20 protein-coding genes and 1 pseudogene are annotated in these 26,310 nt (G+C 45.4%); 10 read left to right on the top strand and 11 right to left on the bottom strand.

Translation table 11 applies throughout. The features are described 5' to 3' along the window. Positions 1–121: 121 nt before the first annotated feature. Positions 122–1,009: a methylenetetrahydrofolate reductase gene (metF, locus tag V7R42_RS17860; RefSeq protein WP_334021740.1), complete on the bottom strand. Its 888-nt coding sequence runs from the start codon at positions 1,007–1,009 to the stop codon at positions 122–124. Positions 1,010–1,170: 161 nt separating this feature from the next. Here metF and metJ point away from each other — a divergent pair, with 161 nt between their 5' ends. Further along, entirely contained in the window at positions 1,171–1,503 is a 333-nt protein-coding gene (metJ, locus tag V7R42_RS17855) for a met regulon transcriptional regulator MetJ (RefSeq protein WP_014950979.1), read from the top strand. A 176-nt stretch (positions 1,504–1,679) separates the two neighbouring features. Here metJ and V7R42_RS17850 read toward each other — a convergent pair whose 3' ends face one another. Next, complete coding sequence (locus V7R42_RS17850) at positions 1,680–2,915, bottom strand: malic enzyme-like NAD(P)-binding protein (RefSeq protein WP_136783401.1); 1,236 nt, start codon at positions 2,913–2,915, stop codon at positions 1,680–1,682. A 690-nt stretch (positions 2,916–3,605) separates the two neighbouring features. On the opposite strand from V7R42_RS17850, the gene V7R42_RS17845 reads away from it, so the two are divergent. After that, positions 3,606–3,923, top strand: a complete 318-nt coding sequence (locus V7R42_RS17845) for a hypothetical protein (RefSeq protein ID WP_334021737.1) — start codon at positions 3,606–3,608, stop codon at positions 3,921–3,923. A 181-nt stretch (positions 3,924–4,104) separates the two neighbouring features. Here V7R42_RS17845 and rpmE read toward each other — a convergent pair whose 3' ends face one another. Continuing rightward, the gene (rpmE, locus tag V7R42_RS17840) at positions 4,105–4,317 is read right to left on the bottom strand and encodes a 50S ribosomal protein L31 (RefSeq protein WP_014950975.1); all 213 of its coding nucleotides are present in this window, start codon (positions 4,315–4,317) and stop codon (positions 4,105–4,107) included. Between the two features lie 452 nt (positions 4,318–4,769). Here rpmE and priA point away from each other — a divergent pair, with 452 nt between their 5' ends. Both priA and V7R42_RS17830 read left to right on the top strand, forming a co-directional pair. Next, on the top strand, positions 4,770–6,959 hold the full coding sequence (gene priA, locus V7R42_RS17835; RefSeq protein WP_334021733.1) for a primosomal protein N': 2,190 nt from the start codon (positions 4,770–4,772) through the stop codon (positions 6,957–6,959). Positions 6,960–7,092: 133 nt separating this feature from the next. After that, a complete protein-coding gene (locus tag V7R42_RS17830) occupies positions 7,093–7,671 on the top strand; it encodes an SPOR domain-containing protein (RefSeq protein ID WP_334021730.1) in 579 nt (192 codons plus the stop codon). A 73-nt stretch (positions 7,672–7,744) separates the two neighbouring features. On the opposite strand, the gene V7R42_RS17825 is transcribed toward V7R42_RS17830, so the two are convergent. Further along, positions 7,745–8,413 carry a hypothetical protein gene (locus tag V7R42_RS17825; protein WP_334021728.1) on the bottom strand — a complete coding sequence of 223 codons (669 nt, stop codon included), beginning with the start codon at positions 8,411–8,413 and terminating at the stop codon, positions 7,745–7,747. Between the two features lie 472 nt (positions 8,414–8,885). Between V7R42_RS17825 and hslV the strand changes: the two genes are divergently transcribed. Both hslV and hslU read left to right on the top strand, forming a co-directional pair. Continuing rightward, positions 8,886–9,410 (top strand): ATP-dependent protease subunit HslV, encoded by a 525-nt coding sequence (gene hslV / locus V7R42_RS17820; protein WP_014950969.1) that lies wholly within the window; start codon positions 8,886–8,888, stop codon positions 9,408–9,410. A gap of 82 nt (positions 9,411–9,492) precedes the next feature. Further along, positions 9,493–10,821 (top strand): HslU--HslV peptidase ATPase subunit, encoded by a 1,329-nt coding sequence (gene hslU / locus V7R42_RS17815; protein WP_071816131.1) that lies wholly within the window; start codon positions 9,493–9,495, stop codon positions 10,819–10,821. An 83-nt stretch (positions 10,822–10,904) separates the two neighbouring features. On the opposite strand, the pseudogene V7R42_RS17810 reads toward hslU, so the two are convergent. The 5 genes and pseudogenes from V7R42_RS17810 to V7R42_RS17790 form a co-directional block, all read right to left on the bottom strand. Then, a pseudogene (locus V7R42_RS17810) lies at positions 10,905–11,153 on the bottom strand (type II toxin-antitoxin system YhaV family toxin); the annotation flags it as partial. Between the two features lie 81 nt (positions 11,154–11,234). Continuing rightward, positions 11,235–12,233 (bottom strand): ATP-grasp domain-containing protein, encoded by a 999-nt coding sequence (locus tag V7R42_RS17805; protein WP_334021726.1) that lies wholly within the window; start codon positions 12,231–12,233, stop codon positions 11,235–11,237. A 109-nt stretch (positions 12,234–12,342) separates the two neighbouring features. Then, positions 12,343–12,549 (bottom strand): hypothetical protein, encoded by a 207-nt coding sequence (locus tag V7R42_RS17800; RefSeq protein WP_334021725.1) that lies wholly within the window; start codon positions 12,547–12,549, stop codon positions 12,343–12,345. A 47-nt stretch (positions 12,550–12,596) separates the two neighbouring features. After that, positions 12,597–12,908, bottom strand: coding sequence for a helix-turn-helix domain-containing protein (locus tag V7R42_RS17795; RefSeq protein ID WP_334021724.1), 312 nt, complete (start codon positions 12,906–12,908; stop codon positions 12,597–12,599). A 295-nt stretch (positions 12,909–13,203) separates the two neighbouring features. After that, positions 13,204–13,350, bottom strand: coding sequence for a hypothetical protein (locus V7R42_RS17790; RefSeq protein ID WP_334021722.1), 147 nt, complete (start codon positions 13,348–13,350; stop codon positions 13,204–13,206). A gap of 380 nt (positions 13,351–13,730) precedes the next feature. Here V7R42_RS17790 and V7R42_RS17785 point away from each other — a divergent pair, with 380 nt between their 5' ends. Next, positions 13,731–15,275: a hydroxymethylglutaryl-CoA reductase gene (locus V7R42_RS17785; RefSeq protein ID WP_334021720.1), complete on the top strand. Its 1,545-nt coding sequence runs from the start codon at positions 13,731–13,733 to the stop codon at positions 15,273–15,275. Between the two features lie 72 nt (positions 15,276–15,347). On the opposite strand, the gene V7R42_RS17780 is transcribed toward V7R42_RS17785, so the two are convergent. After that, complete coding sequence (locus V7R42_RS17780) at positions 15,348–18,683, bottom strand: amidohydrolase family protein (RefSeq protein ID WP_334021719.1); 3,336 nt, start codon at positions 18,681–18,683, stop codon at positions 15,348–15,350. A 230-nt stretch (positions 18,684–18,913) separates the two neighbouring features. Here V7R42_RS17780 and V7R42_RS17775 point away from each other — a divergent pair, with 230 nt between their 5' ends. The 3 genes from V7R42_RS17775 (at position 18,914) to V7R42_RS17765 (ending at position 24,626) form a co-directional block, all read left to right on the top strand. Further along, positions 18,914–19,984: a PepSY-associated TM helix domain-containing protein gene (locus tag V7R42_RS17775; RefSeq protein ID WP_334021717.1), complete on the top strand. Its 1,071-nt coding sequence runs from the start codon at positions 18,914–18,916 to the stop codon at positions 19,982–19,984. A 177-nt stretch (positions 19,985–20,161) separates the two neighbouring features. Beyond that, positions 20,162–22,279, top strand: a complete 2,118-nt coding sequence (locus tag V7R42_RS17770) for a TonB-dependent receptor (RefSeq protein WP_334021716.1) — start codon at positions 20,162–20,164, stop codon at positions 22,277–22,279. Positions 22,280–22,409: 130 nt separating this feature from the next. Next, a complete protein-coding gene (locus tag V7R42_RS17765) occupies positions 22,410–24,626 on the top strand; it encodes a molybdopterin oxidoreductase family protein (RefSeq protein ID WP_334021714.1) in 2,217 nt (738 codons plus the stop codon). Between the two features lie 174 nt (positions 24,627–24,800). Here the strand turns inward: V7R42_RS17765 and gorA are convergent, their stop codons facing one another. Beyond that, positions 24,801–26,150, bottom strand: coding sequence for a glutathione-disulfide reductase (gorA, locus tag V7R42_RS17760; protein ID WP_334021712.1), 1,350 nt, complete (start codon positions 26,148–26,150; stop codon positions 24,801–24,803). Positions 26,151–26,310: the final 160 nt, after the last annotated feature.

Below are 26,310 nucleotides of genomic sequence, written 5' to 3'. Positions count from 1 at the left end.
CTGCGGGCGGCCTTGGTGGCAAAGTTTAATGCAGGCTTTGAACAACAAAGGCGCATTGACCGCGCCTTTTGAGGAGTACTTCATTTAAAAACGTTAGCGGGCTTTTGGTTGCCGTTATCTATTAAACGCCCGAACGCACGCCCAGCATGTGGCAGATGGCGTAGCTTAATTCACTGCGGTTTAAGGTATAGAAATGGAAGTGTTTTACCCCTTCTTTAGCTAGTACTTTAACTTGGTCCATAGCAATGTTAGCGCCTATTAAATTACGGGTGGCTTGGTCGTCGGCATCAAGGCCGTCGAACATTTTGTGCAACCATCCCGGTACATGAACATTAGTGAACCCCGCAAATTTCACAAGTGTTTGGTAGTTGGTTACCGGCAATATACCTGGAACGATATCTAAGTCGACACCAGCTGCAGCAGCGCGGTCTCTAAATCGAAGGAAAACACTCGTATCGAAAAAGAACTGGGTTATCGCTTCTGTGGCACCGGCTTCTGCTTTGCGCTTTAAATTTAGCAAATCAAACTGTGCATTTGGCGCTTCAGGGTGCTTCTCTGGGTATGCAGCAACAGAAATATCAAAATCGGCAACGTCTTTTAACAAGGCAACAAGATCAGAGGCATACATCTCTGTTTTTTCTACTCCTGCCGGTAAATCGCCACGAAGTGCAACAATACGACGAATGCCTGAGTCCCAGTAGTCTTTTGCAATTTGCTTTAGTTCATCACGGCTAGCATCAACACAGGTCAAGTGAGGCACCGCTGCGACACCGGTCTGCTGCTGAATGCGCTTAACTACGTCGTGGGTTCTGTCACGTTCACCGCTATTCGCGCCATATGTTACTGACATGTAGCTTGGTTTTAGAGGTGCTAGACGCTCGACGGATTTCCACAAAGTCTTTTCCATGGCTTCCGTTTGGGGTGGAAAGAATTCAAAAGATACATCAATGTCACGCAGTTCCGACAGGGACTGGTTCAATGCATCGATACCTTGTGCGTAAGAAACCATGGCTTATTCTCTCAAAAATGTATTCTTATAGACGTTTAGACGTCTAAATTAAAGAATATATGTCTAGACGTCAAGAGGTTTACACTGCTCAATTGACCTTTTCGTGAACTTGTTTAGAATTTCTCTTCATAACATAAAAAAGAGTAGACCGAGTTAGTATAATGGCAGAATGGAACGGTAAATATATTCACCCCTACGCAGAGCATGGCAAAAAAAGCGAGCAGGTAAAGAAAGTCACTGTCTCTATACCAATTAATGTGCTTAAAGCACTTACTGATGAGCGTACTCGCCGCCAAATCAATAATTTGCGTCACGCTACTAATTCGGAACTGTTGTGTGAAGCATTTTTACATGCGTTTACCGGTCAACCATTGCCTAACGATGATGACTTACGTAAAGACAACCCAAATCGCGTGCCTGCTGAAGCCAGGCGCATTATGGAAGAAATGGGCATTGACCCAAGCTTTGAAAACGACGTGTCGGAAGACGACTAAAATTTAGCATTCAAATGAAAACGGCCCTGTTTTGTAAGTTAGCAGTTGTAAGGTACTGCTAGTTGATAACCTACAATACAGGGCCGTTTTTTATGTACCTGTATTCTTTAAGCGCACGTTTTAGCAAATAAAGGTTGAGCATAACCCAACCATTTTTAGCCTTGTGCACCAGAACTCTATTCTTCTGGACTTTCAGGCACGCGTGCAACGCCAGATTCAATCGCAGCCTTAGATACGGCGGTAGCAATACGCTCGCATAAACGCGGATCCATAGGTTTAGGAATAATGTATTCCTTACCAAATGTCAGGCTGTCACTTTTACTTGCAGCTAATACTTCTTCTGGTACAGGTTCTTTCGTGATAGCACGAAGGGCTTCTACTGCCGCTACTTTCATTTCATCGTTGATGGCCGTTGCACGAACATCTAGTGCGCCACGGAAAATAAACGGGAAACACAGTACGTTGTTTACCTGGTTAGGGTAGTCCGAACGTCCGGTAGCCATAATAAGATCTTTACGTACTTCGTGAGCAAGTTCAGGCTTTATCTCAGGGTCTGGGTTAGAACATGCAAATACAATCGGGTTTTCAGCCATCAAGGCCAGTGTTTCTGGTGGTAAAACATCCGGTCCAGACACACCAACAAAGATATCCGCACCTTCCATCACATCTTCAAGTGTGCGTTTGTCAGTGTTGTTAGCAAATAACTTTTTGTGCTCAGTTAAGTCTTCGCGACGTGTATGGATAACGCCTTTCCTGTCTAGCATATAAATACGCTCGCGCTGGGCACCGCATTTGATCAGTAATTCCATACAGGCAACCGCCGCCGCGCCAGCACCCATACATACTATTTTAGCGTTTTCTATATTTTTACCCTGAATTTCCAAGGCATTGAGCATGCCCGCTGCTGTTACAATAGCAGTACCGTGTTGGTCATCATGAAATACAGGAATTTTACAGCGCTTTATGAGCTCTTGTTCAATTTCAAAACACTCTGGTGCTTTGATGTCTTCTAAGTTAATACCGCCAAAGGTGTCGGCGATATTTGCCACGGTATTAATGAACTCTTCGGTGGTACGATGCTTGACTTCAATATCAATGGCATCAAGACCAGCAAAGCGTTTAAATAGAAGCGCTTTGCCTTCCATAACGGGTTTCGATGCCAGTGGGCCCAAATTACCCAATCCTAAAATCGCGGTTCCATTACTGATAACGGCAACCAAGTTACCCTTACCCGTATACTTATAGGCATTATCTGCATCTTCGGCGATTTCTCTGACCGGCTCGGCAACGCCCGGACTATAGGCAAGAGCAAGGTCGTCGACGCTATCGGCTGGTTTAGATAACTCTACGCGGATTTTTCCAGGTGTGGGTTTGGCATGATAGTCGAGTGCGCGTTGTCTAAAATCTGACATGTAAAAAGGTATCCTTAGATGTAGGGTTCATCGGTGTTTTCGTTCACGCTCTGTAGCTATTTTATTGTCGTTATAGTTATAGGTAGATAAACGTAAGCGCGTTACAATCAAGTAATGACAAAAGTGATTATAATTAGTTGTTAGCACTAGGGCTTGTAGATCTTTATTGTTTAGCAATCATCAACAGGCCCTAAGGTGGCATGTAGAAAAAAGCAGACTAGGCGTTAACCTTTACTGATTTTGCTCACATACCTGAATGGGTACAAGCCTCAGGTTTACACATAAAGTCTGTACCCAAAAAGCGCTACACGTCTTGAAAGTAATGCATTATTCACAGAATCAATGCTCACTATCAAAGTGTCGTTTGCAACTCTAACACAGCCAATCACTGTGTACATATCTGATCAGAATTCTCATATACCAATGTAGGTTAGGCATACTAATTAGACCAGTAAAATGGTGCTATAATTGCCATTCATGCTATTTATTTTGACTTGTTGGATCATTCCGTATGTCTATTGTGAGGAGGTGAAAACAAAGGTATCTAAAGGGTCTACGTTCTCGTAAATGTACTGGACATAAACCCAACTCAGGAAAATAGAACGCAGGGAGTGACTTCGTTAATTCTCCATCCAATATTTCTGATAAAATCCTGTGAAAGCCACTCAAAATTGCGCAGAAGGCGAGGATATGACAGAAAGAAAACTAATAACCGTGCTAACCGATGTGTGCGAAAGCGTAAAATCTGACAATAGTGGATTTGTTTGGCTAACTCACGTAGGGCATTGGAGAGCGCCGCAGGTAATTGCCGTGTTTAATACAGAGCAGGAAAAGCAGCGGGCGTTAACTAATGATTGGGATATAGACTTTATAAGCCAAGTGAATATTGCTTTGGCGTCAATTAAGTCAGCACCCGTTGGTATTTATTTTGATAGCGAAGAACAATGTAAAAAAGTCAGTGGCGGCAATTGGGACAGGCATTTATCCAACATTAAAAACCTTCACTGATTTCACGTGAAGCTGAATGTCGCAAAGCTAGTTACAAAAGTTAGCTACATTGGCGAAATAGTGGTTTTATGCAGAATATCGGCGTTAAAGCGCTGTTTGGTTTACCTTGTTTGTGTGAAGCGTGAATTTTAAGCAATAAAAAAGCGCCATAAAGGCGCTTTTTTCGAGCTCGATATCAGGCTTACTTTTTGCCCAACGCACCGAAACGCTTCTTGAAGCGATCAACACGACCACCAGTATCAACGTTACGTTGCTTACCAGTGTAGAAAGGGTGGCATGAAGAACATACGTCTAGGTTGATGTCTTTACCAAGCGTAGAGCGGATGTTCATTACGTTACCACATGAGCAAGTTGCTGTGATTTCTTCGTATTTTGGGTGGATATCTTGTTTCATTGGGTTACCTCACATAATAAGGCCGTATCGCTATACAACCCGAAGTCGCACACCATACGTTACTTAATTCAAATGATAAGTCGTTCAAAGAACAGCCTATCGCAAAAGAGCGGCGCATAATAAAGGATGGCAGAAGCTTGATCAAGCGGTTTTTGGCCAAATGCTAAACAAGAGAGCTAATCAAAATAGCCATATAAAAAGGCCAAACAAAAAACATTCCTTTTATGCTTACCAGTAAAGTATGTTTAAATATTTGTCTTTCAAGGCTAGGCCCATATGTGCTAATCGTAAAATTATGCGCTAATAGCAAAATGTGTAGCTAGCTGTTAGCAGCGCAAACTGCTGTAACGTATAGGTCAGCAAGTAGCTTCAGTATAATTAGTTTCAATATAAGAAGCTTTGTAAGCGCATTAAGCGCTATAACAGTCGTCAAATAAGGTAGAACGTTCGCAATGGCCTTTATTCAAGTTGCCGTGCCAGTGCCACTGCGCCAACTTTTCACATATACCCACGATAACGCACTAAGTGCGGGTGTAAGAGTGATTGTGCCTTTTGGCCCGCGCAAACTCGTGGGTGTAGTGGTTGAAACCCTAGAAAAAACTGAAAGCGACATTGAAAATTCCGACAAGTTAAAAGCTATTGAGTCGGTACTCGACGATAGACCCGTTATAGATGAAGTGTTGCTGAAAATGGCTCAATGGCTGTGGCAGTACTATCATCATGCGCCGGGAGAAGTGCTGCACGCTATGCTGCCTGTTTTATTGCGTAAAGGCGAGTCAACAGCGCCAACACCCCAAGATATGCTAATGCTTACCGAAGAAGGTAAACAAACGGCTGCAGACGCGTTATCGCGGGCGCCTAAACAACAAGCCTGTTTTATTGCACTGGCTGGTGGTGCTTTGTTAGCGTCGCAAGCGCGAAAGCAATATGGTGCACCTGCGGTCAAAGCGCTTGTCGAAAAGTCATTGGCAAGTATCGAAGAAGTCGCACCTGAATTTAAGTCAGGCAGTTGGCTTGCCTCGTTATCGCTGTCTGAAAAGCCAACTCCAGACACTGAACAGTCGGTAGCCATTGCCGCGCTAAACCGTCAGCAGGGCCACTTCGCGGTAAGCTTGCTTGAAGGGGTGACCGGTAGCGGTAAAACGGAAGTGTATCTTCAAGCCATTGAACCCTTACTGCGTGACGGGAAGCAAGTGCTTATCCTTGTGCCAGAAATCGGGCTTACGCCGCAAACGGTATCTCGTTTTGAAAAGCGCTTTGGCATTGCTGTTGGCGTTTTACACTCTCAGCTTTCTGATAAGGATCGGTTACATGTATGGCAGCGAGCAAAAGCTGGTGAACTCGGTATTATCATAGGTACCCGATCAGCCATTTTTACTCCACTGCACAATCCCGGCATGTTGATTGTGGATGAAGAGCACGACGAGTCTTTTAAACAGCAAGATGGGCTTCGCTATCATGCTCGTGACTTGGCAGCCATGCGTGCCAAGCAGCATAATATTCCCCTTTTACTAGGCAGCGCCACGCCCGCACTCGAAACACTTAACAATGCGCTAAGCGGTCGCTATGCCCATTTGCAGTTAACTAAGAGAGCGGGAGGTGCGAAAAGCACGCATCAGCATGTGTTGGACGCGCGCGACCAACCCATTCACTACGGTATTTCGCAAGGCTTGTTAACAATAATGCGCCAGCATATCAGTGCGGGAAATCAGGTATTGGTGTTTGTGAATCGCAGAGGCTATGCACCAGCGCTGCTGTGCCATCACTGCGGTGAAACCGTCATGTGTAAGCGCTGTGACCGCCCTTATACCGTGCATAAAGCACAGAACCGATTACAGTGTCATCACTGTGGCGGTATGCGCTCAATGCCTTCAAACTGCGAAGCGTGCCATCACAATGAATTAGTTACGGCGGGTACGGGGACCGAGCAAGTAGAGCAAGGGCTAGCCAGCTTATTTCCCGGTGTTAAACAGGTACGAATAGACAGCGATACCGTTCGGGGTAAAGACAAACTGCACCAGACACTTGATGCAATTAATCGCCAAGAGTATCAGCTGCTGGTGGGCACTCAGATACTATCAAAAGGTCACCACTTTCCTCATGTAACACTAGTCGCGGTGCTAGATTGTGATGGAGCACTTTTTAGTGCCGATTTCAGAGCGCCAGAAAAGCTTGCTCAGCTTGTTACTCAACTTGCTGGAAGAGCGGGGCGCGCCAGTAAACCTGGTGAAATGTGGCTTCAAACCCATAATCCTCATCACCCTTTGCTACAAGACTTGGTGCATAACGGTTATGGACATTTCGCCAGACACGCGCTAGTGGAGCGAAAAGCAGCGGGTCTGCCTCCTTTTATTAGCCAATTTGTGATTCGCGCTGAAGCGACCGACAGCAGTTTGGCCTATCGCTTTTTACAAGACAGTAAACATATATTTAACCAGCAGCATGCTATTGAGCTAAATGGCCCGTTTCCATGTTTGATTGAAAAGCGGCAAGGCCGCTTTCGCTTTATGCTGGTATGCAGCCATCAAAAACGTGCGCCGCTTCACAATGCGCTACGTTTGGCGCTGCCATTTTTACAGGCGTTGCCACAAGCTATGAAAGTTAGGTGGTCAATAGATATTGATCCTACCGATTTCAGTTAGCTTGTTGGGAAGCAATGCGTTAAAATTTTTGCACGTTTGACGGTGGCGAGATCCTCGCTCCTTCATATAGATTTGGTATATGACGTTTTCTTACGCATACAAACAACGATAACAAGTAGGAATATTGCCGACTATGGCCCAACGCGATTATGTCTCTCGTGGACGCTCTCCTCAAAAAAAGAAGCCTGCTGGTAAAGGCAGAAAACCGGCCAGAAACGCACAATCAAACGCCCCAGTCACTGGAAAGCTTCCAGTTGTGCGCCTTGTTGGCGTATTTGCTTTGGTCATTGGCTTTGGCGTATTTTTGTGGTCAATCAAAGACAACGTAGAAGACGACGTAGATACACAAGCCTCGCGACCTGTTGCGCCGACAGAAGAGTCGTTGCCTGAATTGCCTGAGGAAGAATGGGAATATATTAAGACCCTTCCTGGATATGAGGTAGAAGTTGAAGTCAAAGAGCAGGAAAAGTCGGATAAACGTTATTTAATGCAATGCGCGTCGTTTAGAACCCGTGCGCAGGCTGAAGAGATGAAAGCTAAAATCGCATTTCAAGGCTTAGAGGCGCTTATAAGACACAGCACTGGCAGCAACGGTGATTGGTTTCGCGTTATTTTAGGTCCTTACGAGTCTAAGAGAGACGCTGAAAAAGCGAAGCATAGTCTGCGTAAAGTGAACATTGCCACATGCCAAATTTGGTATTGGAATTTGTAACTTCTGTCGTTACAACGCGTTTTGAAAGAAGGCTCTGAGTGGAGCGCTGGCTGCGTTCCACTCAGGGTTGTCTCTAACGGGGTGCTCTAGTCATGTGCAGGCCAATAAGTATAAACCACACTATTTGGCCCAAACCGAAAATAGCGGTAGACGCTTCAAAAAGTACATTATCCGAAAAGAAAGAAAGCCCTGAAAACAAGGTGATAACACCTGCAATACCCACGGCACAACCAAGTATATGGGTCGCTTTAGCGTAAATGCCGTGCTTTATTCCCATGTAGCTAATTAGCAATACCCATAGTGCGCCAAGTAGCTCTATGCCTCCGCCTAGTGCATCAACTATCACATTGATGCTTTTTAATACGACCACTGTGTTGTTTTCACTGGTGTTGATGTAATCAGCCAGAAAAGGAAGACTGACTAAAAACACAAACGTGCTGGCAATTACAAGCGTTGCCCAAATGTGTCCTATAGCGCTGTTATAACGTGCAACAATGGGGGAGTGGTCTTTAAAAAGTGCTAGCAGCGACTGATTCAGTAAAAGTAAACCTAAGCTAAACACAATACCAATTATTACATAGCCTAAAAAGAAGGTGTCGCGCTGGGAGACAAGAAACTGTAAATAAGCAATGTCAGAGGTATCGGCTGGCGGTTGAATTAAGCCGAAAAAAAGCACAAAACCAAAAAGGTAGGTAAGGGCACAAATAATGGCTGACAGGCCACCCGCGCGCTGAAGCTGCATAATGAAAACCTAAGAATGAGTTTTAAAATGCAATTATTACGCGATAAATTCCATCAGGCGGCAACTTTGATTTGTAACAACTGTTGTCATTTTTCTACTTTCGTGACGCGCATATATTTGCCGCTTCACGCGGGTAAAGGCGCGGCTACCCCTCCCGTTAGGCTCTAGAAAGTTAAAACTCCACGCGTGGTTCCACTGCTGAATTTTTCCCTGATACTTCACTACATCTCCAATTAAGTATCAACAACTAGCGCTGGCATGAGTCTGCGTGTTTCGGTTAGCTTATTTAATTGTATTTACAATAAGGCGACGCCTTTCTCTTCGCGTTGTCTGGGCGCACTTTATTATTCGATACCCTTGAAATTAAAAAGCCTTCCCCCACTTATTTGTTATTGAATTATTACGCTGCTGCCCTAGTTGAGCAAAAACTGCATACATAGCGCAGCAGCGCCCAGCTAAACGGGGAATTAACGTGACAACGATTGTATCTGTACGACGTGGGAATCAAGTGGTAATGGCCGGTGACGGACAGGTATCACTAGGCAACACCGTAATGAAAGGTAATGCGCGCAAAGTGCGTCGTTTATACCACGACAAGATTTTAGCGGGCTTTGCTGGCGGCACCGCCGACGCATTTACGCTGTTTGAACGCTTTGAGGCAAAGCTGGAAGCTCACCAAGGCCATTTAACTAAAGCCGCAGTAGAGCTTGCAAAAGACTGGCGAACCGATCGGGCACTTCGCAAACTCGAGGCCTTGCTTGCCGTAGCCGACGAAACTGCATCATTCATTATTACTGGTAACGGTGACGTTGTGCAGCCAGAACAGGATCTTATCGCTATTGGTTCTGGTGGTAACTATGCACAAGCCGCAGCTACTGCACTACTGGAAAATACAGAGCTTAGCGCCAAAGAAATCGCTGAAAAAGCGTTGACCATAGCGGGTGATATTTGCGTATTCACTAACCATAGCCAAACGGTTGATGTATTAGATTACTAAGTAATAGCTGAATGCTGTTATCTGCCTGTTGTCTTTCGTTTGGGTACGAGTGCAACAAGCATTGTTAGAAAAGGGTTTATTCATGTCTGAAATGACACCAAGAGAAATTGTTCACGAGTTAGACCGTCATATTATCGGTCAACAAGATGCTAAGCGTGCTGTATCTATCGCACTTCGTAACCGCTGGCGACGTATGCAGCTCGAACCTGAGTTGCGCCAAGAAGTTACACCAAAAAATATTTTGATGATTGGCCCTACAGGTGTGGGTAAAACTGAAATTGCACGCCGTTTAGCAAAGCTGGCTAATGCGCCGTTCATTAAGGTCGAAGCGACAAAGTTCACCGAAGTGGGCTATGTAGGCAAAGAAGTAGAGACCATCATTCGTGATCTTGCTGATATTGCGGTGAAGATGACGAAAGAAAACGAAATGAAAAAAGTGAAATTCCGCGCAGAAGAAGCAGCGGAAGAGCGCATTTTAGACGTCTTGCTCCCTCCACCAGAAGATGCGTGGGGCAATAAAGAAAACGTTGAAGATCGCGGCACGCGCCAAGCATTTCGTAAAAAGCTTCGTCAAGGCGAGCTGGACGACAAAGAGATCGAAATTGACGTAGCACTTCCACAGGTGGGCGTAGAAATTATGGCACCTCCAGGTATGGAAGAAATGACCAATCAGCTTCAAGGCATGTTTCAGAATTTGTCGGGTTCGCAAAAGAAAAAGAAGAAGCTGAAAATTAAAGAAGCGTTCAAACTACTTATTGAAGAAGAGGCGGCACGCCTTGTGAATCAAGAAGATTTGAAGGAAAAAGCCATTGAGTCGGTAGAGCAGCACGGTATTGTGTTTATCGACGAAATTGACAAAATTTGTAAGCGCGAAGGCAATTCGTCGGCTGATGTATCTCGCGAAGGTGTTCAGCGCGACCTTCTTCCGCTTGTGGAAGGTTCAACGGTATCGACAAAACACGGCATGGTTAAAACAGACCATATTTTGTTTATTGCATCAGGCGCATTCCAAATGAGTAAGCCGTCGGATCTGATCCCAGAGCTTCAGGGTCGTCTTCCAATTCGCGTTGAGCTATCTGCCCTTAAAGTCGGTGACTTCAAGCGCATTCTTACCGAGCCAAATGCGTCATTAACTCACCAGTACATTGCGCTAATGAAGACAGAAGGCGTAGATATTAGTTTCGACGATTCTGGTATTCAGCGTATCGCCGAAGCTGCATGGCAGGTGAATGAGCGCACTGAAAATATTGGTGCCCGCCGTCTGCACACCGTGCTTGAGCGCCTTATGGAAGACATCTCGTTTGACGCCTCTGAAAAGAGCGGTGAGTCGTTCGTAATCGACGCAGACTACGTTAATAGTCACTTAGAAACCTTGGTGGATAACGAAGATCTTTCGCGTTTTATTTTGTAGTTTAGCGCTAAGTAGAAGTCTCCCCGTTAGTTGATACGTCAACTAAAGGGGAGACTTTATCAATTTTTTCGATAGCTAAGTTTTCATGCCAGTATCTGACTAACCTTAGAATACAGACCAGATTTCACCATTTTCTCCAAAACTCTGTAAGCGTCCGTCTTACTTCCATATGCACGTTTGTTTTTCTCGTCATTTACCCATGCATATAAGATAACTTTAGACTCAAGATGGTAGCGGAAAAAAAGGCGATACTGCTGGAAAAACTTTGCGCGGGACCACTGCTTATAGCCATCACCTAACGTGTTTCTATGGCGAAAGTCGGAGTGAGGTGGACAATCGCATAAATTCGTTAATTTTTAGCACCTAATTTAAGTACAGAGTCTAATCTACTGAGGGCTCATTTTACCTACCAGTCAAGTCTTCACCAACAGCGCCACAAGCTTTGCTGTTATATCTAGTCCTGTATCGTTTTCTACTTTTAAAAAATAAGGGCTTGGATTCGCCTCAAGAAAAAAGTATTTTCCCTTCGCGCTCTTACGCCAGTCGATTGCGCACCAATGCATGCCTAATGCTTGGCAAATTCTGATAGCTAACTGCTGAACCTCTCTTGGTACATTGGTCATTGATACAGTAGCATTGTCGTCGTTCCTGTAATCTAATTCACTTGAGTCGATTTGTACGCTAAGCACATCTTTGCCTAACACATAGCTTCGCACATTAACGCCGGCGATATACTTTTGGAAGGTAACAGGACGTTCACTGAAAAGCGTATCAAGTAATGAGCGTATATTAGGCGGCTTAGTTACAAACTGTGCGGTGCGACCACCTCGAACAGGCTTGTATACGACTTCACGCATGTTGCTGCAAAATTGAGAGGCGACTTCGGGCGCATTGCCTACAAAAGTATAGGGAATATGTGCACCTAGTTTGCCTGCAACACTCGATTGTAAAGGCTTACATTGGTGACTTCGAACGGCGTCGATGGTGTTCACCCATTTAATGTCGCTAAAGGTAAACCAGCAAAGTAACGTGCTTGCTCGCTCTTGCTCAATCCATCCCGCGTTTTCTAACCGATTGGACTCCCTGCCATCAGATTTATCATTCTGTGCTTGAGAATATGTGTCGCTATCGTTTCTAGCGTTCTCGCTAGGAGCTTTCAACGGTAACCCCGGCAAATACTCATGCCAATAAGCAGATTTAGTGTTTGAAAAGGTGACCCTAGGTTGGTCGCACAAAGAGGGAGAATTGAAATGAATTAGACCGTCATCAAAGTCAGGGTCATAGCTAATAGTCCACCTTGAGCCAAAATGTTGTGTGTTGGCAAAATAAAAGGGGGTATTATTTTGGTGAAGTGCTTTGGCTAGATGTTGAATCTGTGGGTCTTGTTCACTGCCTAGTAGTGCGACGTGCATTTGCGTTCCTTGCTAGCGTTTTAAGTGTTCATAGAATTTAGTAGCCCTTAAAGCAACACATGGGATACTGCCTATACCTATCCATGTGTCGACTTTTACAGGCGGTAAGTTACGACAAAATATCCGGTAGTTTGCCGCCGCCTTCACCAATAGCCATGGTTATGTAAATGGGGTCTTTAGGCGTAGGGTCGACTCTTGGCATATTCTTACTAATAGGAGCGCATATCCCGCCAGATACCTCAAACAGTTGAGATTCAGTAACGGTAACAAAGTTAGTATTAGAAGATTGATTCTGAATTAGTGGTTGGTTTTTCATAATGTACGCTCCTTGTATTGGCGTTGTGAGTAATGAAGTAGGTGCGCTTAGTGCGAAGCTACTTCTTGGTAAAGGGTTCTGAAACAGCAGGCGATAAGCACTGAACGGTTACTGATGTTGAGCTTTTTATAAATATTGGCGCAGTGAAATTTCACGGTCCTTTCACTGATAAACAGCTCTGAAGCAATAACCTTATTCGAGCGTCCTTCCATTATTTTGTGTGCTACCTGTAGTTCGCGTTTTGATAAACAGTCAATGGGGATCACGCTGTCACGAGCGGTAATGCCATTTGCATCTATTTGCATGCGTTCAGCCGCCGTCATCAATACTGCGGGTTCTCTTATTTCATGTGTTTTCATAGTGTTTCTCCGTTTTACCTGATGATGCGCTTCCTGTTATTTCAGTGGGAGAGCATCGATGTAATGTGCCGTTTGACAGACAAAAAACTCTGTCTGCCATAGCGATTGATTGAGGGCGATGAGCCACAATAATTCGGGTCATATTTAGTGACATATCTAATGGCTTAAGGCGATTATTTATCAGGGCCTCGCTTTCCATACCCAAATGGCTGCTCACTTCGTCTAGAAAAAAATGCCAGGCTCTTGCCGATAGCAGGCGTTGTTTTTCCCGTCACTAAAGCTGCTACCTATGTCTTTAACCAAAGAGTGATAACGCATAGGCATGATGTCTCGATAGATACAGGCCAGATATCACACTACTGAGAGGCGCATAAATCGTTTCTTCTGCATTACTTTTGTGGCCCACTATTTGTTGGATAAGGTCGCTCAAGGTGTTCTCCATGTTTATCTAACTCTGTTTGAGTCGTATTAAAGGTATCTGGCTGCCGCTTCCGTTTAGGCTCTTTCTCCTTGGCATCACAATCCTTGACGCCTCCGTTTTGTCACTACCAGATACCTTGTGGTCTATATAACTTCGGTGACGGTGTTTACTTTAAGTGGTGTAGGAACTTGATGAATTCCTGCTAAGGTCTATATTTCAGTAGCACACGTTTTTACTGGGTTTGGCCCATTTTTGAACGTGTCTGGCTCAAATTTAAAAGTTGATATGGCACAAATAATAGCCAGAGAAGCGAAAAGAATTCATAGAACTGTATAAAGAATGTGCTATAAAAAACAAAGGAATATGAAATAACACGGTAAGAACACACTTAAGGAAGCCTCATGTTTGTGCCCAGCATACTTTTAAAGCAACTCTATACACGTGCTAGTCTCACCAAGACAGATAAAGGCTTATCTTTTTCTCTGAAAAACAGATTGAAAGATGCAACCATCAAAGAAGTGAAGTGGATATCTCTTGATGGCGAAAAAATTCCAGAGCACAAAATCTCACTTCAATTAACTCCTGATTCCAGCATTTCCGTAAGCACACTAAATAGATCAGACGGAGAGCCTTTTGGCTTGCGTCAAACCATTACCGTGCATTTAGATATTGATGAAGAACCTTGCCCTGAAAAGCGAAAACTGGGTATTTGCTTTTCTGCTTCGCCTTTTGGAAAGCTTAAATTTGAAGTGGAAGACAATATTACTGCGCCAGGACAACGCAGCGCTTTTATTCCTCGTGACGACATGGATGATTACGGCGAAAGTATTATAAAAACACGCCAAGAATATTTCGAAAGCGCCACCGGAAAGAAAATTGATCACGTAGGTAAGTATTCAATCGACCCACAAGCGCTTAAGGGGAATATTGAGCATTTTATTGGCGTGGCGCAGGTTCCTATCGGTATTGCAGGGCCGTTGAAGATAAACGGAGAGCATGCACAAGGGGAGTTTGTCGTGCCGTTAGCGACTACCGAAGGTACGCTGGTGGCATCGTATAACCGAGGCATGAAGCTGCTTAACATGAGTGGTGGCGTAACGGCAACGGTCGTCGACGATGCTATGCAGCGAGCCCCTGTATTTATTTTTGAAAATGCACGGGGTGCCAGAGATTTCGTTAAATGGATTAAAGCAAACTTTGAAAAGATTAAGGAAGAAGCAGAAGCGACCTCAAGTATTGCTAAGCTGACGTATATCGACCATTTCCTATCGAACAAATTTGCGTTTTTGCGTTTTAACTTTAAGACCGGTGACGCAGCGGGTCAAAACATGGTTGGCCGTGCTACCTTCGCAGCATGCGGGTGGATACTCGATCATTATGAGGGGATAGAGAATTTCTACCTTGAGTCTAACTTTGCCACAGACAAAAAGGCCTCTCAAATAAACATTATGCGTACCCGTGGTAAACGGGTGACGGCAGAAGCCACTATTAAACGAGAGCATTTGTTAGAGGTAATGCGCGTTGATCCTAAACAAATTGACTACCATGGCCGGGTGGCTGGCGTAGGGTCATTCTTATCGGGGGTCAATAATACCGGCCTTCATTCACCAAACGGTATTACGGCTATGTTCATTGCTACTGGACAAGACGTAGCAAACGTGTCTGAGTCGTCTGCGGCCATGATGTATTCGGAGCTAACTGATGACGGTGACCTGTACGTGTCTATTACCATACCATCGCTTATTGTGGCTACCTATGGCGGCGGTACCGGTATTGGCACACAACGAGAGTGCTTAGAGTTACTGGATTGCTACGGGCGAGATCGCGTGTATAAATTTGCAGAAATTGTGGCGTCTGTGGTATTAGCCGGAGAGATATCGCTAGCATCAGCGATAAGTTCGTCAGACTGGGTCTCGTCACACGAACAGTATGGACGAAACCGATAGAAAGACCAGACTGACTGAAAGTAAAAGGGGCTTCTCATTAGGTGAAGCCCCTTTTGTTTAGCGCTTACTCGATTAATGCTCCCAATGATAGTGGTGCGCTTTCGCTTCCACTTCATCTGCCGTTTGTTGCGGCATAAAGGTGGCATTGTCTTGCTCAAAGAAAAACGGTTTACGTGTTTCTTTACCGCCTACTTCGTTCATGGTGGCCGACTCGTACACGCGACCATTTAGTACCGTGTATTCTACGAATTCACTTTTTCTAATGTCGTTAAGTATGTCGCCATCTATCACTACGAGGTCAGCAAGTTTACCTTTTTCGATACTGCCAAGATCTTTGCCCATACCTAGGTGTTTCGCGCCATCAATAGTACCGCCGCGTAGCGCTTCCCAGGGCGTGAAGCCACCTTGTTCCATGATCCATAGCTCCCAGTGCGCAGCTAAGCCTTCACGTTGTCCGTGAGCGCCAATATGTACACTGACCCCATTATCTCGAAGTTCTTTGGCGTAGCTAGCTACGTTTTGGTGGTTGTACTGATTTTCTGGAGCAGTTGGCCTGCGAATCGCGCGGCTATCTAGAATAGTCGACGGGGTATAGCGAAGAAGACGCGGGTTTTTCCACACTTCTGTTTTATCGTACCAGTACTCTTCACCCATCATGCCACCGTACGACACCACAAAGGTCGGCGTATAGCCAAACTCTGTGGCTTTCCATAGCTGAGTGACGTCGCTGTAGCCTTTTTCCACAGGAATGCTGTGCTCAAGACCGGTATGGCCGTCTACCAACATCGTCAGATTCTGCTGAAGCTTACCGCCTCCCTCAGGCACTACCATCATCTGTTGATTTTTTGCTGCCCACAGCACTTGCTGACGCTGATCGCGACGCGGCTGGTTGTAGCTTTTCACTGAAATAGCACCGGCTTCTTTCAAGCGCTCTACGTGGAAATAGGCATCTTCATAATTGTTGATAATCGCTTTATAACCTAGTCCCTCTGCACCGTATAAAATAGTGCCGGTGGAGTAGATACGCGGCGCAACAATATCGCCTTTACGCTGCAATTCAGCTGCAGCAAAAATTTCTGTCGTGTCGTTTGAAGGGTCATGAATGGTAGTTACACCGAACGACACATTCGAGTACTGACTCCAGTTTTGCTGAGGAATAATCTCATTGCGGCCCTGCGAGCCGTGAGCGTGCGCATCAACTAGCCCTGGAATAATGGTTTTACCCGTTGTGTCTATTTGCATGGCGTCATCAGGAATAGTCACGTCGCCACGTTTACCCACTGCTTCAATGCGGTTGTCTTTAATCAGCACAACGCCATCTTCAATCACTTCTTGGGTATTGTCGGCATCGCGCATGGTTACCACTTTACCGCCTACCAAGGCTTTGTAACCAGATGGCTTGTCAGCTTTTGTGGTAAACGACAAGTCCATACCTTCAGCTACTGGCTCAGGTAAGGTTTCCGCTGCGCCATCAACAAAGGCAAAGGCTTCATCAAGTGAACGGCTAAATAGCGTAGGGCCGTTAAACCAGCTTAGGGTTTTGTTGTCAGGCGACCACGTTAAATATTCACCCGCGCGGCTTGAAAGCTGCGTTACCGGCAGTGAAGTCATGTTCGGGCCTATGGTAATGCGCTTACCATTTTCAACAAACGGCGCCACGTACGTTTTGAACTGGTAAACAAACGCAACCCATTTCTTATCATGTGAAAGTTTGTACTCACTTACCTTATCTGCACCGTAAAGGTGAGTTCGCTTGTCGTTACCTTTAAGGTTGACGCTTGAAAGCTGGGTTTCGTAGTAAGCTTCGCCGCCCGCTGATTCGGTGAAATACACTCGGTCATCGTTACCCGCGAAATGCGCGTTGTAGCCGCCTTCAGAGACTTTTTCTACCGTGTCGTCTTCAAGGTCTGCTACGTAGATTCCTGGCTCCACCGAGTACTTGGGGTCTAGTAAGTAGCCGCCGGTAAATTTGCGGAAGACTACTTTCTCGCCATCGGCAGAGAACGACGGCTCAATGTAGTGACCTGGCAGCTGGGTAATAACCTTTCCTTTACCACCGCGGGCAGACACCACGCGAACGGTCCCCAAATCTTGGTCATTCCAAGTCGTATAAACAATCGACTTTCCATCGTTAGAAAAACGCGGATAGTATTCGTCATGGTCGTTTTGTTTCGTTAAACGCTTAATTTTGCCAGATTTAACGTCGCGCACATAAAGTTTACCTAACGCTTGGAATAGCACGGTTTTACCGTCGGGCGACATTTGAGACCAGCGAATCATACGAACGTCAAATTCATCTGGCGCTACATCAACGTCAAAGCGAAGCGCATCTGCGAATTTCACCGTGCCTTCAACGGTTACGTTCATTGTGCTTGTGGTTTTCTCTTTCACGTCGATGGTGTGGAACTTACCACCTGTCCAATATACGATTTTGCTGCTGTCTGGCATCCAGTCGAAGTAGGCAAAGTAACCTTCCGAGCCAAAGCCTTCTTGCATATCTCGCTCTAGCTCTAACGTCAGTGGTGTTTCTACACCTGTCTTAATATCTTTAATGAAAAGCGCGGTTCTATCTTTAACACGACGCACAAAAGCGATGTATTTACCGTCGGGTGAAGGCGTAGGAACCACAGCGCCGCCCGTACCGCTAATATAGCGGCTCTCTTCGCCGGTTTCGCGGTCGTAGCGAGTGATAGCAAAAATGCCTTCTAACGGGTCACGGTTATATTCAAAGCGGGCGCCCGGAACGGTATTTTCGGTAAAGTAAATGTACTTGCCGTCATGAGAGAATACAGGGTCGGCAATGTTTTGTTGGTCGCGCTTTCCGCTGTTGCGGGCTTTAATTTGTAGGCCGTCACCACCTGATTTGTGGTACATCCAAATCTCGCCAGCCGGAATACTACGGCTAGACATAATGCCTTTGGTAACCACTAGGTATTCGCCGTCTGGGCTCCACTTAGGAGAGTGGATAAGATTGCTTTTCTCTTTGGTTACCTGACGTAGATTGCTGCCGTCAATGTCCATAACCCATACGTTGCTTAACCCATCTTTATCCGAGATAAATGCGATTTGCTTGCCGTCAGGAGAAATGGAAGGGTGAATATTCCATGCGAAGTCTTGCGTAAGCGGCGTCGCATCGCCGCCACTCATGCTAACTTTGTACAAGTCGCCCAGCATGTCAAAAACCATAAATTCGCCGTTTGGAGCAATATCCAAGCTAGACCACGTCGTTTCACTGGTTTTAATTGTAACTTCATTAAGGGCGTAAGGTGGGTTATTCACGTCCCACTTTTCAATGTCAGATTCTGTTTTTTCTTCACTGTCGTTCTGGGCGTATGTGGTAGGTACTACACCTAAGCCCAAAGCACTTACTAGCGTGATGGCCAGTAAACTTTTCTTTGTCTTTACCATAATTGTGTTTCCAACCGCTTGTTATTTATTTTCTGTCTACATCAGAGTACACGAGTTACCTTGAAATAACGCACTCTTGAATTGTAAAGCTTAGGTTAATCTTACTGCAAAATAGGGGAGATTCATTTACCTAATGCGATTGTAAGTCTGATTTTAGCGTTTAACTTTCATTGAACTATTTTCGAGAATCGTTACTATTCGCGTTTATTTCGCAATTTGTGAGCGCTGCTTTGAAACTTTGGGTACGACGACTGCATCTTATTTTAGCGCTGGCGTGTGGGTTATTTATTATTTGCCTCAGTATCACCGGTGCGCTGCTCATTTATGCAAAAGATATCCAGACCTTTGTTCAACCAGATAAGTGGACCATAAAGTCTCAATACTCGCCGCTACCGCTTTCCAGTATTGTGAACTCGTTAGAAAACCAGACGGGTAAGAAAATTGAGCTTTTAATGCCCGAGTCAGACTCTGAACTTGCTTGGCAGGGAAAGCTCAATAACGGCGAATACATAAGCGTAAACCCTAACTCTGCCGAAATACTTCATAGATACGATTATTACAGCACGTTTTATGGGTTCACCATGGCTATTCATCGATGGCTGTTGTATCAAGATGGTGACAACGAAAGGCCACTTAGAAACTGGGTGTCTGTTAGTGCCTTGGTACTGCTTCTTGAAGTGATAGTGGGTTTTTACCTTTGGGTAAAACCAAAAAATAGATTGAAGCGTTTAGCCATAAAGCGCCGGGCCAAGTTTCGAATTCTCATGTATCAACTTCACACAGTGCTGGGCGTTTATTTGGCTATACCGCTCATACTTATCGCGTTTAGCGGTATGGCGTTTAATTGGAAAGGCGCTACGCAGCAGGTGGTGGAAGCTGTTACTTCTTCAAAGATCGAGACTAGGTCAGTTCCAGAGCCGTTATCTTACGACACTAATATCACTCCAGTGGCGATTGATGACGCCTACCAAAATGCTATGGAGGTTTTTCCCAATGCGTCATTATTTCGCATTTATTTCCCTAAAAAGCCGAGTGAACACCTAGGATTTAGAATGCAAAACCCAGGTGAAAGCCATGCCTATAGTTGGGTATGGGCTAACCCATTAAATGGGAAAGTAACGGGCTATTACGATGCGTCAAAAGCGAACGTAGCGACGCAGGTTTGGAACTTCAAATACAAATTCCACATTGGTGATTTCGCGGGCCCATTGCTTGAAATTATCTGGTTATTTATCGCATTACTTCCAGCGTTTTTTACAATTACAGGGTTTTATTTTTGGTATAAACGCCATTACAAATGACGCAGCTTTTATGGCTGAGCGAAGGGCTTCAAATTCATCTCATCTAGATTTCATTATCTAACGTTTACTATTAAACGACTCAAAATAATGATAATGATTTTCATTATCTTTACATTGTGCATCTACATCTTTAGTATAACGCGCCTTTCCTAAACCTATTTTCTAAAAAGAGTTTTCATGTTTAGACCATCGCTTACGCTTATTGCTTTAGCCGTTAGTGCACCTTCCTTTGCTAATGACGCCCAAAAGGATATGGAACGCATTATCGTTTCTGGAAGCCGTGTTATTGAAAGTATTGATGAAGTACCAGCGTCAATTACCGTAATTTCAAGAAAGCAGATTGAAGATCACCTGAAGGTAAACCCTGAACTACAAAGCTTGTTAGCGCAGATGGTACCGGGCTTAGCTCCAGACACGGGTAGCTCAAGCAATACTGGTCAGTCGTTGCGCGGGCGTGCTCCGCTTGTGATGATTGACGGTGTGCCTCAGTCCACGCCGCTTAGAAATGGTTCATTAGGCGTGAAAACGATTGACCCCAGTGCGCTTGCCAGAATTGAGGTAATTAAGGGTGCTACATCTGTTTATGGCAACGGGGCATCGGGCGGCATTATCAACTACATTACCAAACAGGCGACAGCGCAAGACACGCATGAGGGCCAAGTGAGTTTGTCGTCACGTTTTAGTGCGGTGAAGCTTGAAGAGTCAGCGGGTGCACGTATTTCAGGTGCGATTAACGGCAAGGTAGAGGATTTTGATTACCTTGTTACCGCCAGCTACGAGGAAAACGGCGTTCAGCGAGATGCTGAAGGCGACATTTTAGGTTTGCAGTACGGTTTGTCAGATGCTGAAACACAGAATTACTTTACCAAATTAGGTTACGACTTCGACCAAGAAAAGCGTCTTCAATTCAGCTACAACTACTTTAGCTCTCAACAAAAAACTGACTTGGGAGATGTTTCCGGAGACATCAACGAAGGTGTTAAAACTTACGCTATTCATGTGCCAGAAGCTCTGCAAAAACGCGGGAAACCTCAGGGGCCTGACGGGAATGAGAACATCACCCTGAAGTACACAGACAGCAATATCTTTGCAAACAGCGAAATGACGCTTGATGTGTACACACAGGATATTGAGAACGTATTCTTCTTTTCGCCCAACTTAGCTAACCCCGATGAAGGCTACGACGGCGGCCAGTCTATCATTCGCTCTGAAAAACACGGCGCTCGCGCGACGTTTAATACTGCCGTTGATTTCGATGGCATAGAAGCCACGTTTATCTATGGTATCGATGCGCTCAAAGACACTACCTCGCAACCGCTGGTTGATGGGCGCGTGTGGGTACCTGAAATGGAAATGGACAGCTTAGCTGGCTTTTTACAAACGAAATGGGTAATTCACGACGACGTTATCATAAAGGCTGGTGTGAGAAGGGAAAGCATCGACTTATCGGTTGATAACTACGAAACATTGAAGCTGTGTCGCTCAGAAACCCAATGTTCTGTTCCTCTTCAGGTTACGGGTGACACCATAGATTACGACGCAACCACTTATAACATTGCGATAAAGTATAACTGGAGCGACAGCTTTAGCCCGTTCTTTAATTATTCGCAAGGTTCAGATATCGCTGACATTGGCCGCTTACTGCGCGCTGCAACGGTAGATGATATTGGTCTTATTCAAACGGAAGCTTCTATCATCGATAACTACGAAGTAGGCTTTACCTCTCTTTTTGACCAGGTGCGTCTTGAGGTTGCTGCTTACAGAAGTACATCTGAACTGGGGACGACCAATAGCTTCAACGAGGTGACCGGGGTGTATGAGCCAGTCCGCGCACCACAGGAAATTTGGGGTTACGAAGGCTTAGTAGACTATCGAATCTCTGAAACGCTCAACGTGGTAGCCACATATAGTTACGTTGAAGGGAAAAATACCGAAGCTGATGTGTACCTTGGCTCTCGCCAAATTAGCCCACCCAAAGCAACGGCAAACGTCAATTGGAAGCCGTCAGACACCTTATCGTTAACAGTTAGCTATCTGTATGTGGGTGATCGTAAACGCTTCTCGCCAAATGCTGACGGCGACTATGTTGGCGATCAAGGACCTATATCAAGCTATAACATTGTTAACCTAAGTGGACAGTACCAGTTCGCTGAAAACTGGAACGCGTTTATGGGTATCGAAAACCTGTTTAACAGCGACTACTATCCTGCTCGCGCTCAGTCGTATACCTATGGTGGCTACAATATTAAAGGGTTAGGGACCACGGCAACCCTTGGTGTGACTTACTCATTTTAACTAACAACGCCTCGCCTAACACGGGCGAGGCGTCTTTTCCTTACCATCACTTTCAGTGATGCTTGTCTATTACGGCAATAATCGCTAATTTCGTAACAAGTCATTAACAGTGAATTGTGTAGGAATTACCGTGAGCAACGCTGAACAACAATTGCATTATTCTACTTGTACGCTTTGTGAAGCAATGTGTGGTATTGAGGTAGCGACGATAGGCCGTCAAATATTGTCAATAAAAGGGGATAAAGATAACCCATTTAGCCAAGGTCATATATGCCCTAAAGCGAGTGCGCTAAAAGACTTGTACGATGATCCTGACCGCTTAAAGCGCCCTGTAAAAAGGGTAAGACTTGACGGCGAAGACAGTGCATGGGAAGAGATCGGGTGGGATGAAGCCTTTGATTTGGTCGCAAACAACTTACACCGCATTCAGCAGGCACACGGTAACAATGCGGTAGGTATGTATTTAGGAAACCCTAATGCACACAATATGGGGTCGATATTATTCGGGCCTTATTTCTATCGAGCCCTTAAGTCGCATAACCGCTTCTCCGCAACATCCGTTGACCAGTTGCCACATCACATTGTTAGTCGACGACTCTTTGGCCATATCTCTCAAATTCCCATTCCTGACATTGATCACACGCAGCATTTTATGATCATTGGGGGAAACCCGTTGGCCTCTAATGGCAGTATTATGACGGTGCCGAACGTGAAAAAGCGGTTGAAGGGCATTCAAAAACGTGCTGGTAAAGTAGTTGTTATCGACCCTAAACGCAGTGAAACCGCCGATATCAGCTGTGAACATCACTTTATTCGCCCAGGCAGTGATGTCCTGTTACTGCTGGCTATGCTGCATGTATTGTTTGAAAAACAGCTATACAAGGTGGAAGAGGTTTTACCTTATGCCGAGGATATAAAGGAGGTCGAAAAATACGTTCGCGATTATTCAGCACAAAAGGTGAGCGAGTTTACCGGTATTGCGGCTTCACAAATCACTCAACTTGTTTTGGACTTCTGTGATGCCGAGTCGGCAGTTTGTTATGGAAGGATGGGGGCTAGCGTACAAGCGTTTGGCACGCTCACTCAGTATCTCATCATGCTGTTTAACATGCTCACCGGAAACCTAGATAAGCGAGGTGGCATGATGTTCACACAGCCCGCCGCTGACGTACTGCCCGTATCAGGTAAGGGCAGCATGGGTGGATTTACCTCTCGCGTAAGAGGGCTTCCTGCTTTTGCTGGTGAGTACCCGGTAGCGTGTTTAGCCGAGGAGATCTTAACTCCCGGAGATGGGCAAATTAAGGCCATGGTGATTGGTGCTGGTAATCCTGTTGTTACCACGCCAAATGCAGAGCAACTCGATAAAGCGCTTTCTCAACTCGACTTTATGGTTGCGGTGGATTTCTACGTAACCGAAACCTCGCGCCATGCTGATGTGATTCTTCCTCCAGTAACCGCGCTAGAACGCGACCACTACGATATTGTATTTCACAACTTTGCAGTACGAAATTTCGCTAAGTACTCGGAAGCTGTGGTGGACATTGATGAAGACCAGCTTACCGATTGGCAAATATATTTGTCGCTGGCAGAAAGACTCGATGCGCTAAATGGAAAAAGCACCGCACACTATGCTGCGCTTTGGGACAAGCAGCCTAAAGGTGTGGTCGACGATTTGTTGCAAGCAGGTCTTTATGGTCGGGCAGCAAGTAAAAAAGAAGGCACTGACGCTAACTTAAGCGAAACTCCAACCGCTATTCCGGAAGGCGGACTGTCGATTAATACGCTTAAAGCACACCCACACGGTATCGACTTAGGGCCGCTACAGCCGTCTTTGCCTCACGCCTTGTTCCATGAAGATAAGAAGATTCACTTAGACTTTGATTATTTCATGGCTGATTTAGACAGGGTTAATACGCATTTCTTTGGAAAAGCGAACCATGTTACGTCGCAAAATCAGTCCGTCGTTTTGATTGGGCGGCGGCATATTAAAACGAACAATTCGTGGCTGCATAACAGCCCTCGTATGGTGAAAGGCAACAACCGCTGTACGCTGCAGCTCCATCCTGATGACGGGGTTAAATTCGGCATTGAAGATGGTGACGAGGTAAGTGTGAAATCGAGAGTTGGCCAGCTAAGGATAGAGGCTGAAATCACAGATGCAATTATGCCCGGCGTGGTGTCAATTCCGCATGGATGGGGACACAATAAAAAGGGCATAAAGTTGTCCGTGGCGAGTCAGAACCCCGGGGTAAACACCAATATTCTTACTGACGATTTACAGGTGGATGAGCTATCAGGTAATGCGGTGTTAAATGGCGTACCAGTTGAGCTGGAGAAAATAAGCTGAGGATACTTAAAAACGGCACTTACTTGTGAGTAAGTGCCGTTTTGGGTAAATAGTGCTTCAATGAGTAAGCCTTTTCTTCATCGCCTTGAACCTGCGAACTTGCATGAAGCTATCTTTCAAGAATTACACTACAACACCGTACCTACATCAAGCCGAACGGTGCAGGCCGCATTCTTAGGTCATAGTAACAAACTCTTCGGCACTGGTAGGGTGAATGGCTACACATGCATCGAAGTCAGCTTTGGTAGCGCCCATTTTTATTGCTACGGCGAAGCCTTGTAGAATTTCATCCATGCCGTGACCAATACCGTGAAGGCCTACTACTTTTTCGTCTTTACCCGCGCAAACAAGCTTCATCTTTGTCATTTGGCGATGACGGGTTACGGCGGTGTACATGGACGCAAAGCTAGAGGTGTACACTTTAATGTTGTCCTCGCCGTACTCTTCAATGGCTTCTGGCTCTGTTAAGCCAATAGTGCCAATGGGAGGGTGACTGAATACCACGGTTGGAATAAGTGAATAATCCATATGCGCATCTTTTTGGCCGTTAAACAGACGCTCGCTGAGCAAGCGGCCTGCTTTAACTGCCACTGGAGTAAGCTCTGCTTCACCGGTAATATCGCCTACTGCATAAACGTTCTTTGCAGTGGTATTTTGATATTTATCTACCTTAACCGTACCGTTGTCATTCACTTCAACGTCGGTGTTTTCAATATCAATTTTGTCGGTAGAGGGTTTACGGCCAATCGCCCAAATCAGGCAATCCGCTTTTAGCACTTCGCCATTGGTTAAATGTACTGATAGCTCGCCATCATCAGCCTTTTCTACTTTCTCAACGCTGGCGTGATCGTGTAATTTGCAGCCTTCAGCGTGGATCATATCCACTAATGTTTCGTGAATAAGCGGGTCAAAATTTCTAAGCGGAGCGTGTTTGCGAACCACCAGGTGTGATTCTGTACCTAGCGCATGAAGCACACCGGCTAATTCAACGCCAATGTATCCGGCTCCAACAACAACAGCGCGCTTGGGCTGTTCTTTAAGCGCAAAGAAACCATCAGAATCAATGCCGTATTCGGCACCTTCAATATCGGGGATGATTGGGCGGCCGCCAACGGCAATGGTAATATGGTCAGCCGTATACTGTTCGCCGTTTACTTCCACAGTGTTGTTATCAATAAACTTCGCAAAGCCGCGTATTAAGGTTACATCATTTGCGGTGAGTGCGCGGTCGTAAGATGCATGAATACGCTCAATATAGGCCTGGCGGCTGGCGATAAGGCTATCCCAACTAAAGTGGTTTACCGATAGGTCGAACCCGTATTCAGGGGCGTAGCGATGAATTGCTTCTGCTACCTGTGCGCCGTACCACATGGCTTTTTTAGGTACGCAGCCGACGTTTACACAAGTACCGCCGATATCTTTCGCTTCAATGATAGCAGCTTTCTTTCCGTGCTTAGCTGCACGGTTTGCAGACGCGATACCACCGCTGCCACCGCCAATACAAATATAATCAAAATGTGTCATTCAAAAAGCCTTCTTTGTCGGTTAGACGAACGTGCGCGATAAGCATGTATGCCCTCGGTAGGTTCGAGCAGCAAATCCATCTTTCGGTTTTGTTATTAAAAGTAATCAAAAGACCGAGATTTGCTTTAGGGAATTTCATTCAGTTTATCAATGGGGATAG

This window comes from Alteromonas sp. S015, assembly GCF_036864485.1.
Lineage (GTDB): Bacteria > Pseudomonadota > Gammaproteobacteria > Enterobacterales > Alteromonadaceae > Alteromonas.
Note: the sequence above shows the minus strand (reverse complement) of the source record. Positions and strands in the feature narration are given on the sequence as shown.

What these genes read in the sequence shown, in the direction of transcription:
- metF (WP_334021740.1), bottom strand. Translation starts at nt 1,009, where the DNA reads ATGGTTTCTTACGCACAAGGTATCGATGCATTGAACCAGTCCCTGTCG.
- metJ (WP_014950979.1), top strand. Translation starts at nt 1,171, where the DNA reads ATGGCAGAATGGAACGGTAAATATATTCACCCCTACGCAGAGCATGGC.
- V7R42_RS17850 (WP_136783401.1), bottom strand. Translation starts at nt 2,915, where the DNA reads ATGTCAGATTTTAGACAACGCGCACTCGACTATCATGCCAAACCCACA.
- V7R42_RS17845 (WP_334021737.1), top strand. Translation starts at nt 3,606, where the DNA reads ATGACAGAAAGAAAACTAATAACCGTGCTAACCGATGTGTGCGAAAGC.
- rpmE (WP_014950975.1), bottom strand. Translation starts at nt 4,317, where the DNA reads ATGAAACAAGATATCCACCCAAAATACGAAGAAATCACAGCAACTTGC.
- priA (WP_334021733.1), top strand. Translation starts at nt 4,770, where the DNA reads ATGGCCTTTATTCAAGTTGCCGTGCCAGTGCCACTGCGCCAACTTTTC.
- V7R42_RS17830 (WP_334021730.1), top strand. Translation starts at nt 7,093, where the DNA reads ATGGCCCAACGCGATTATGTCTCTCGTGGACGCTCTCCTCAAAAAAAG.
- V7R42_RS17825 (WP_334021728.1), bottom strand. Translation starts at nt 8,413, where the DNA reads ATGCAGCTTCAGCGCGCGGGTGGCCTGTCAGCCATTATTTGTGCCCTT.
- hslU (WP_071816131.1), top strand. Translation starts at nt 9,493, where the DNA reads ATGTCTGAAATGACACCAAGAGAAATTGTTCACGAGTTAGACCGTCAT.
- V7R42_RS17805 (WP_334021726.1), bottom strand. Translation starts at nt 12,233, where the DNA reads ATGCACGTCGCACTACTAGGCAGTGAACAAGACCCACAGATTCAACAT.
- V7R42_RS17800 (WP_334021725.1), bottom strand. Translation starts at nt 12,549, where the DNA reads ATGAAAAACCAACCACTAATTCAGAATCAATCTTCTAATACTAACTTT.
- V7R42_RS17795 (WP_334021724.1), bottom strand. Translation starts at nt 12,908, where the DNA reads ATGAAAACACATGAAATAAGAGAACCCGCAGTATTGATGACGGCGGCT.
- V7R42_RS17790 (WP_334021722.1), bottom strand. Translation starts at nt 13,350, where the DNA reads ATGGAGAACACCTTGAGCGACCTTATCCAACAAATAGTGGGCCACAAA.
- V7R42_RS17785 (WP_334021720.1), top strand. Translation starts at nt 13,731, where the DNA reads ATGTTTGTGCCCAGCATACTTTTAAAGCAACTCTATACACGTGCTAGT.
- V7R42_RS17780 (WP_334021719.1), bottom strand. Translation starts at nt 18,683, where the DNA reads ATGGTAAAGACAAAGAAAAGTTTACTGGCCATCACGCTAGTAAGTGCT.
- V7R42_RS17770 (WP_334021716.1), top strand. Translation starts at nt 20,162, where the DNA reads ATGTTTAGACCATCGCTTACGCTTATTGCTTTAGCCGTTAGTGCACCT.
- gorA (WP_334021712.1), bottom strand. Translation starts at nt 26,150, where the DNA reads ATGACACATTTTGATTATATTTGTATTGGCGGTGGCAGCGGTGGTATC.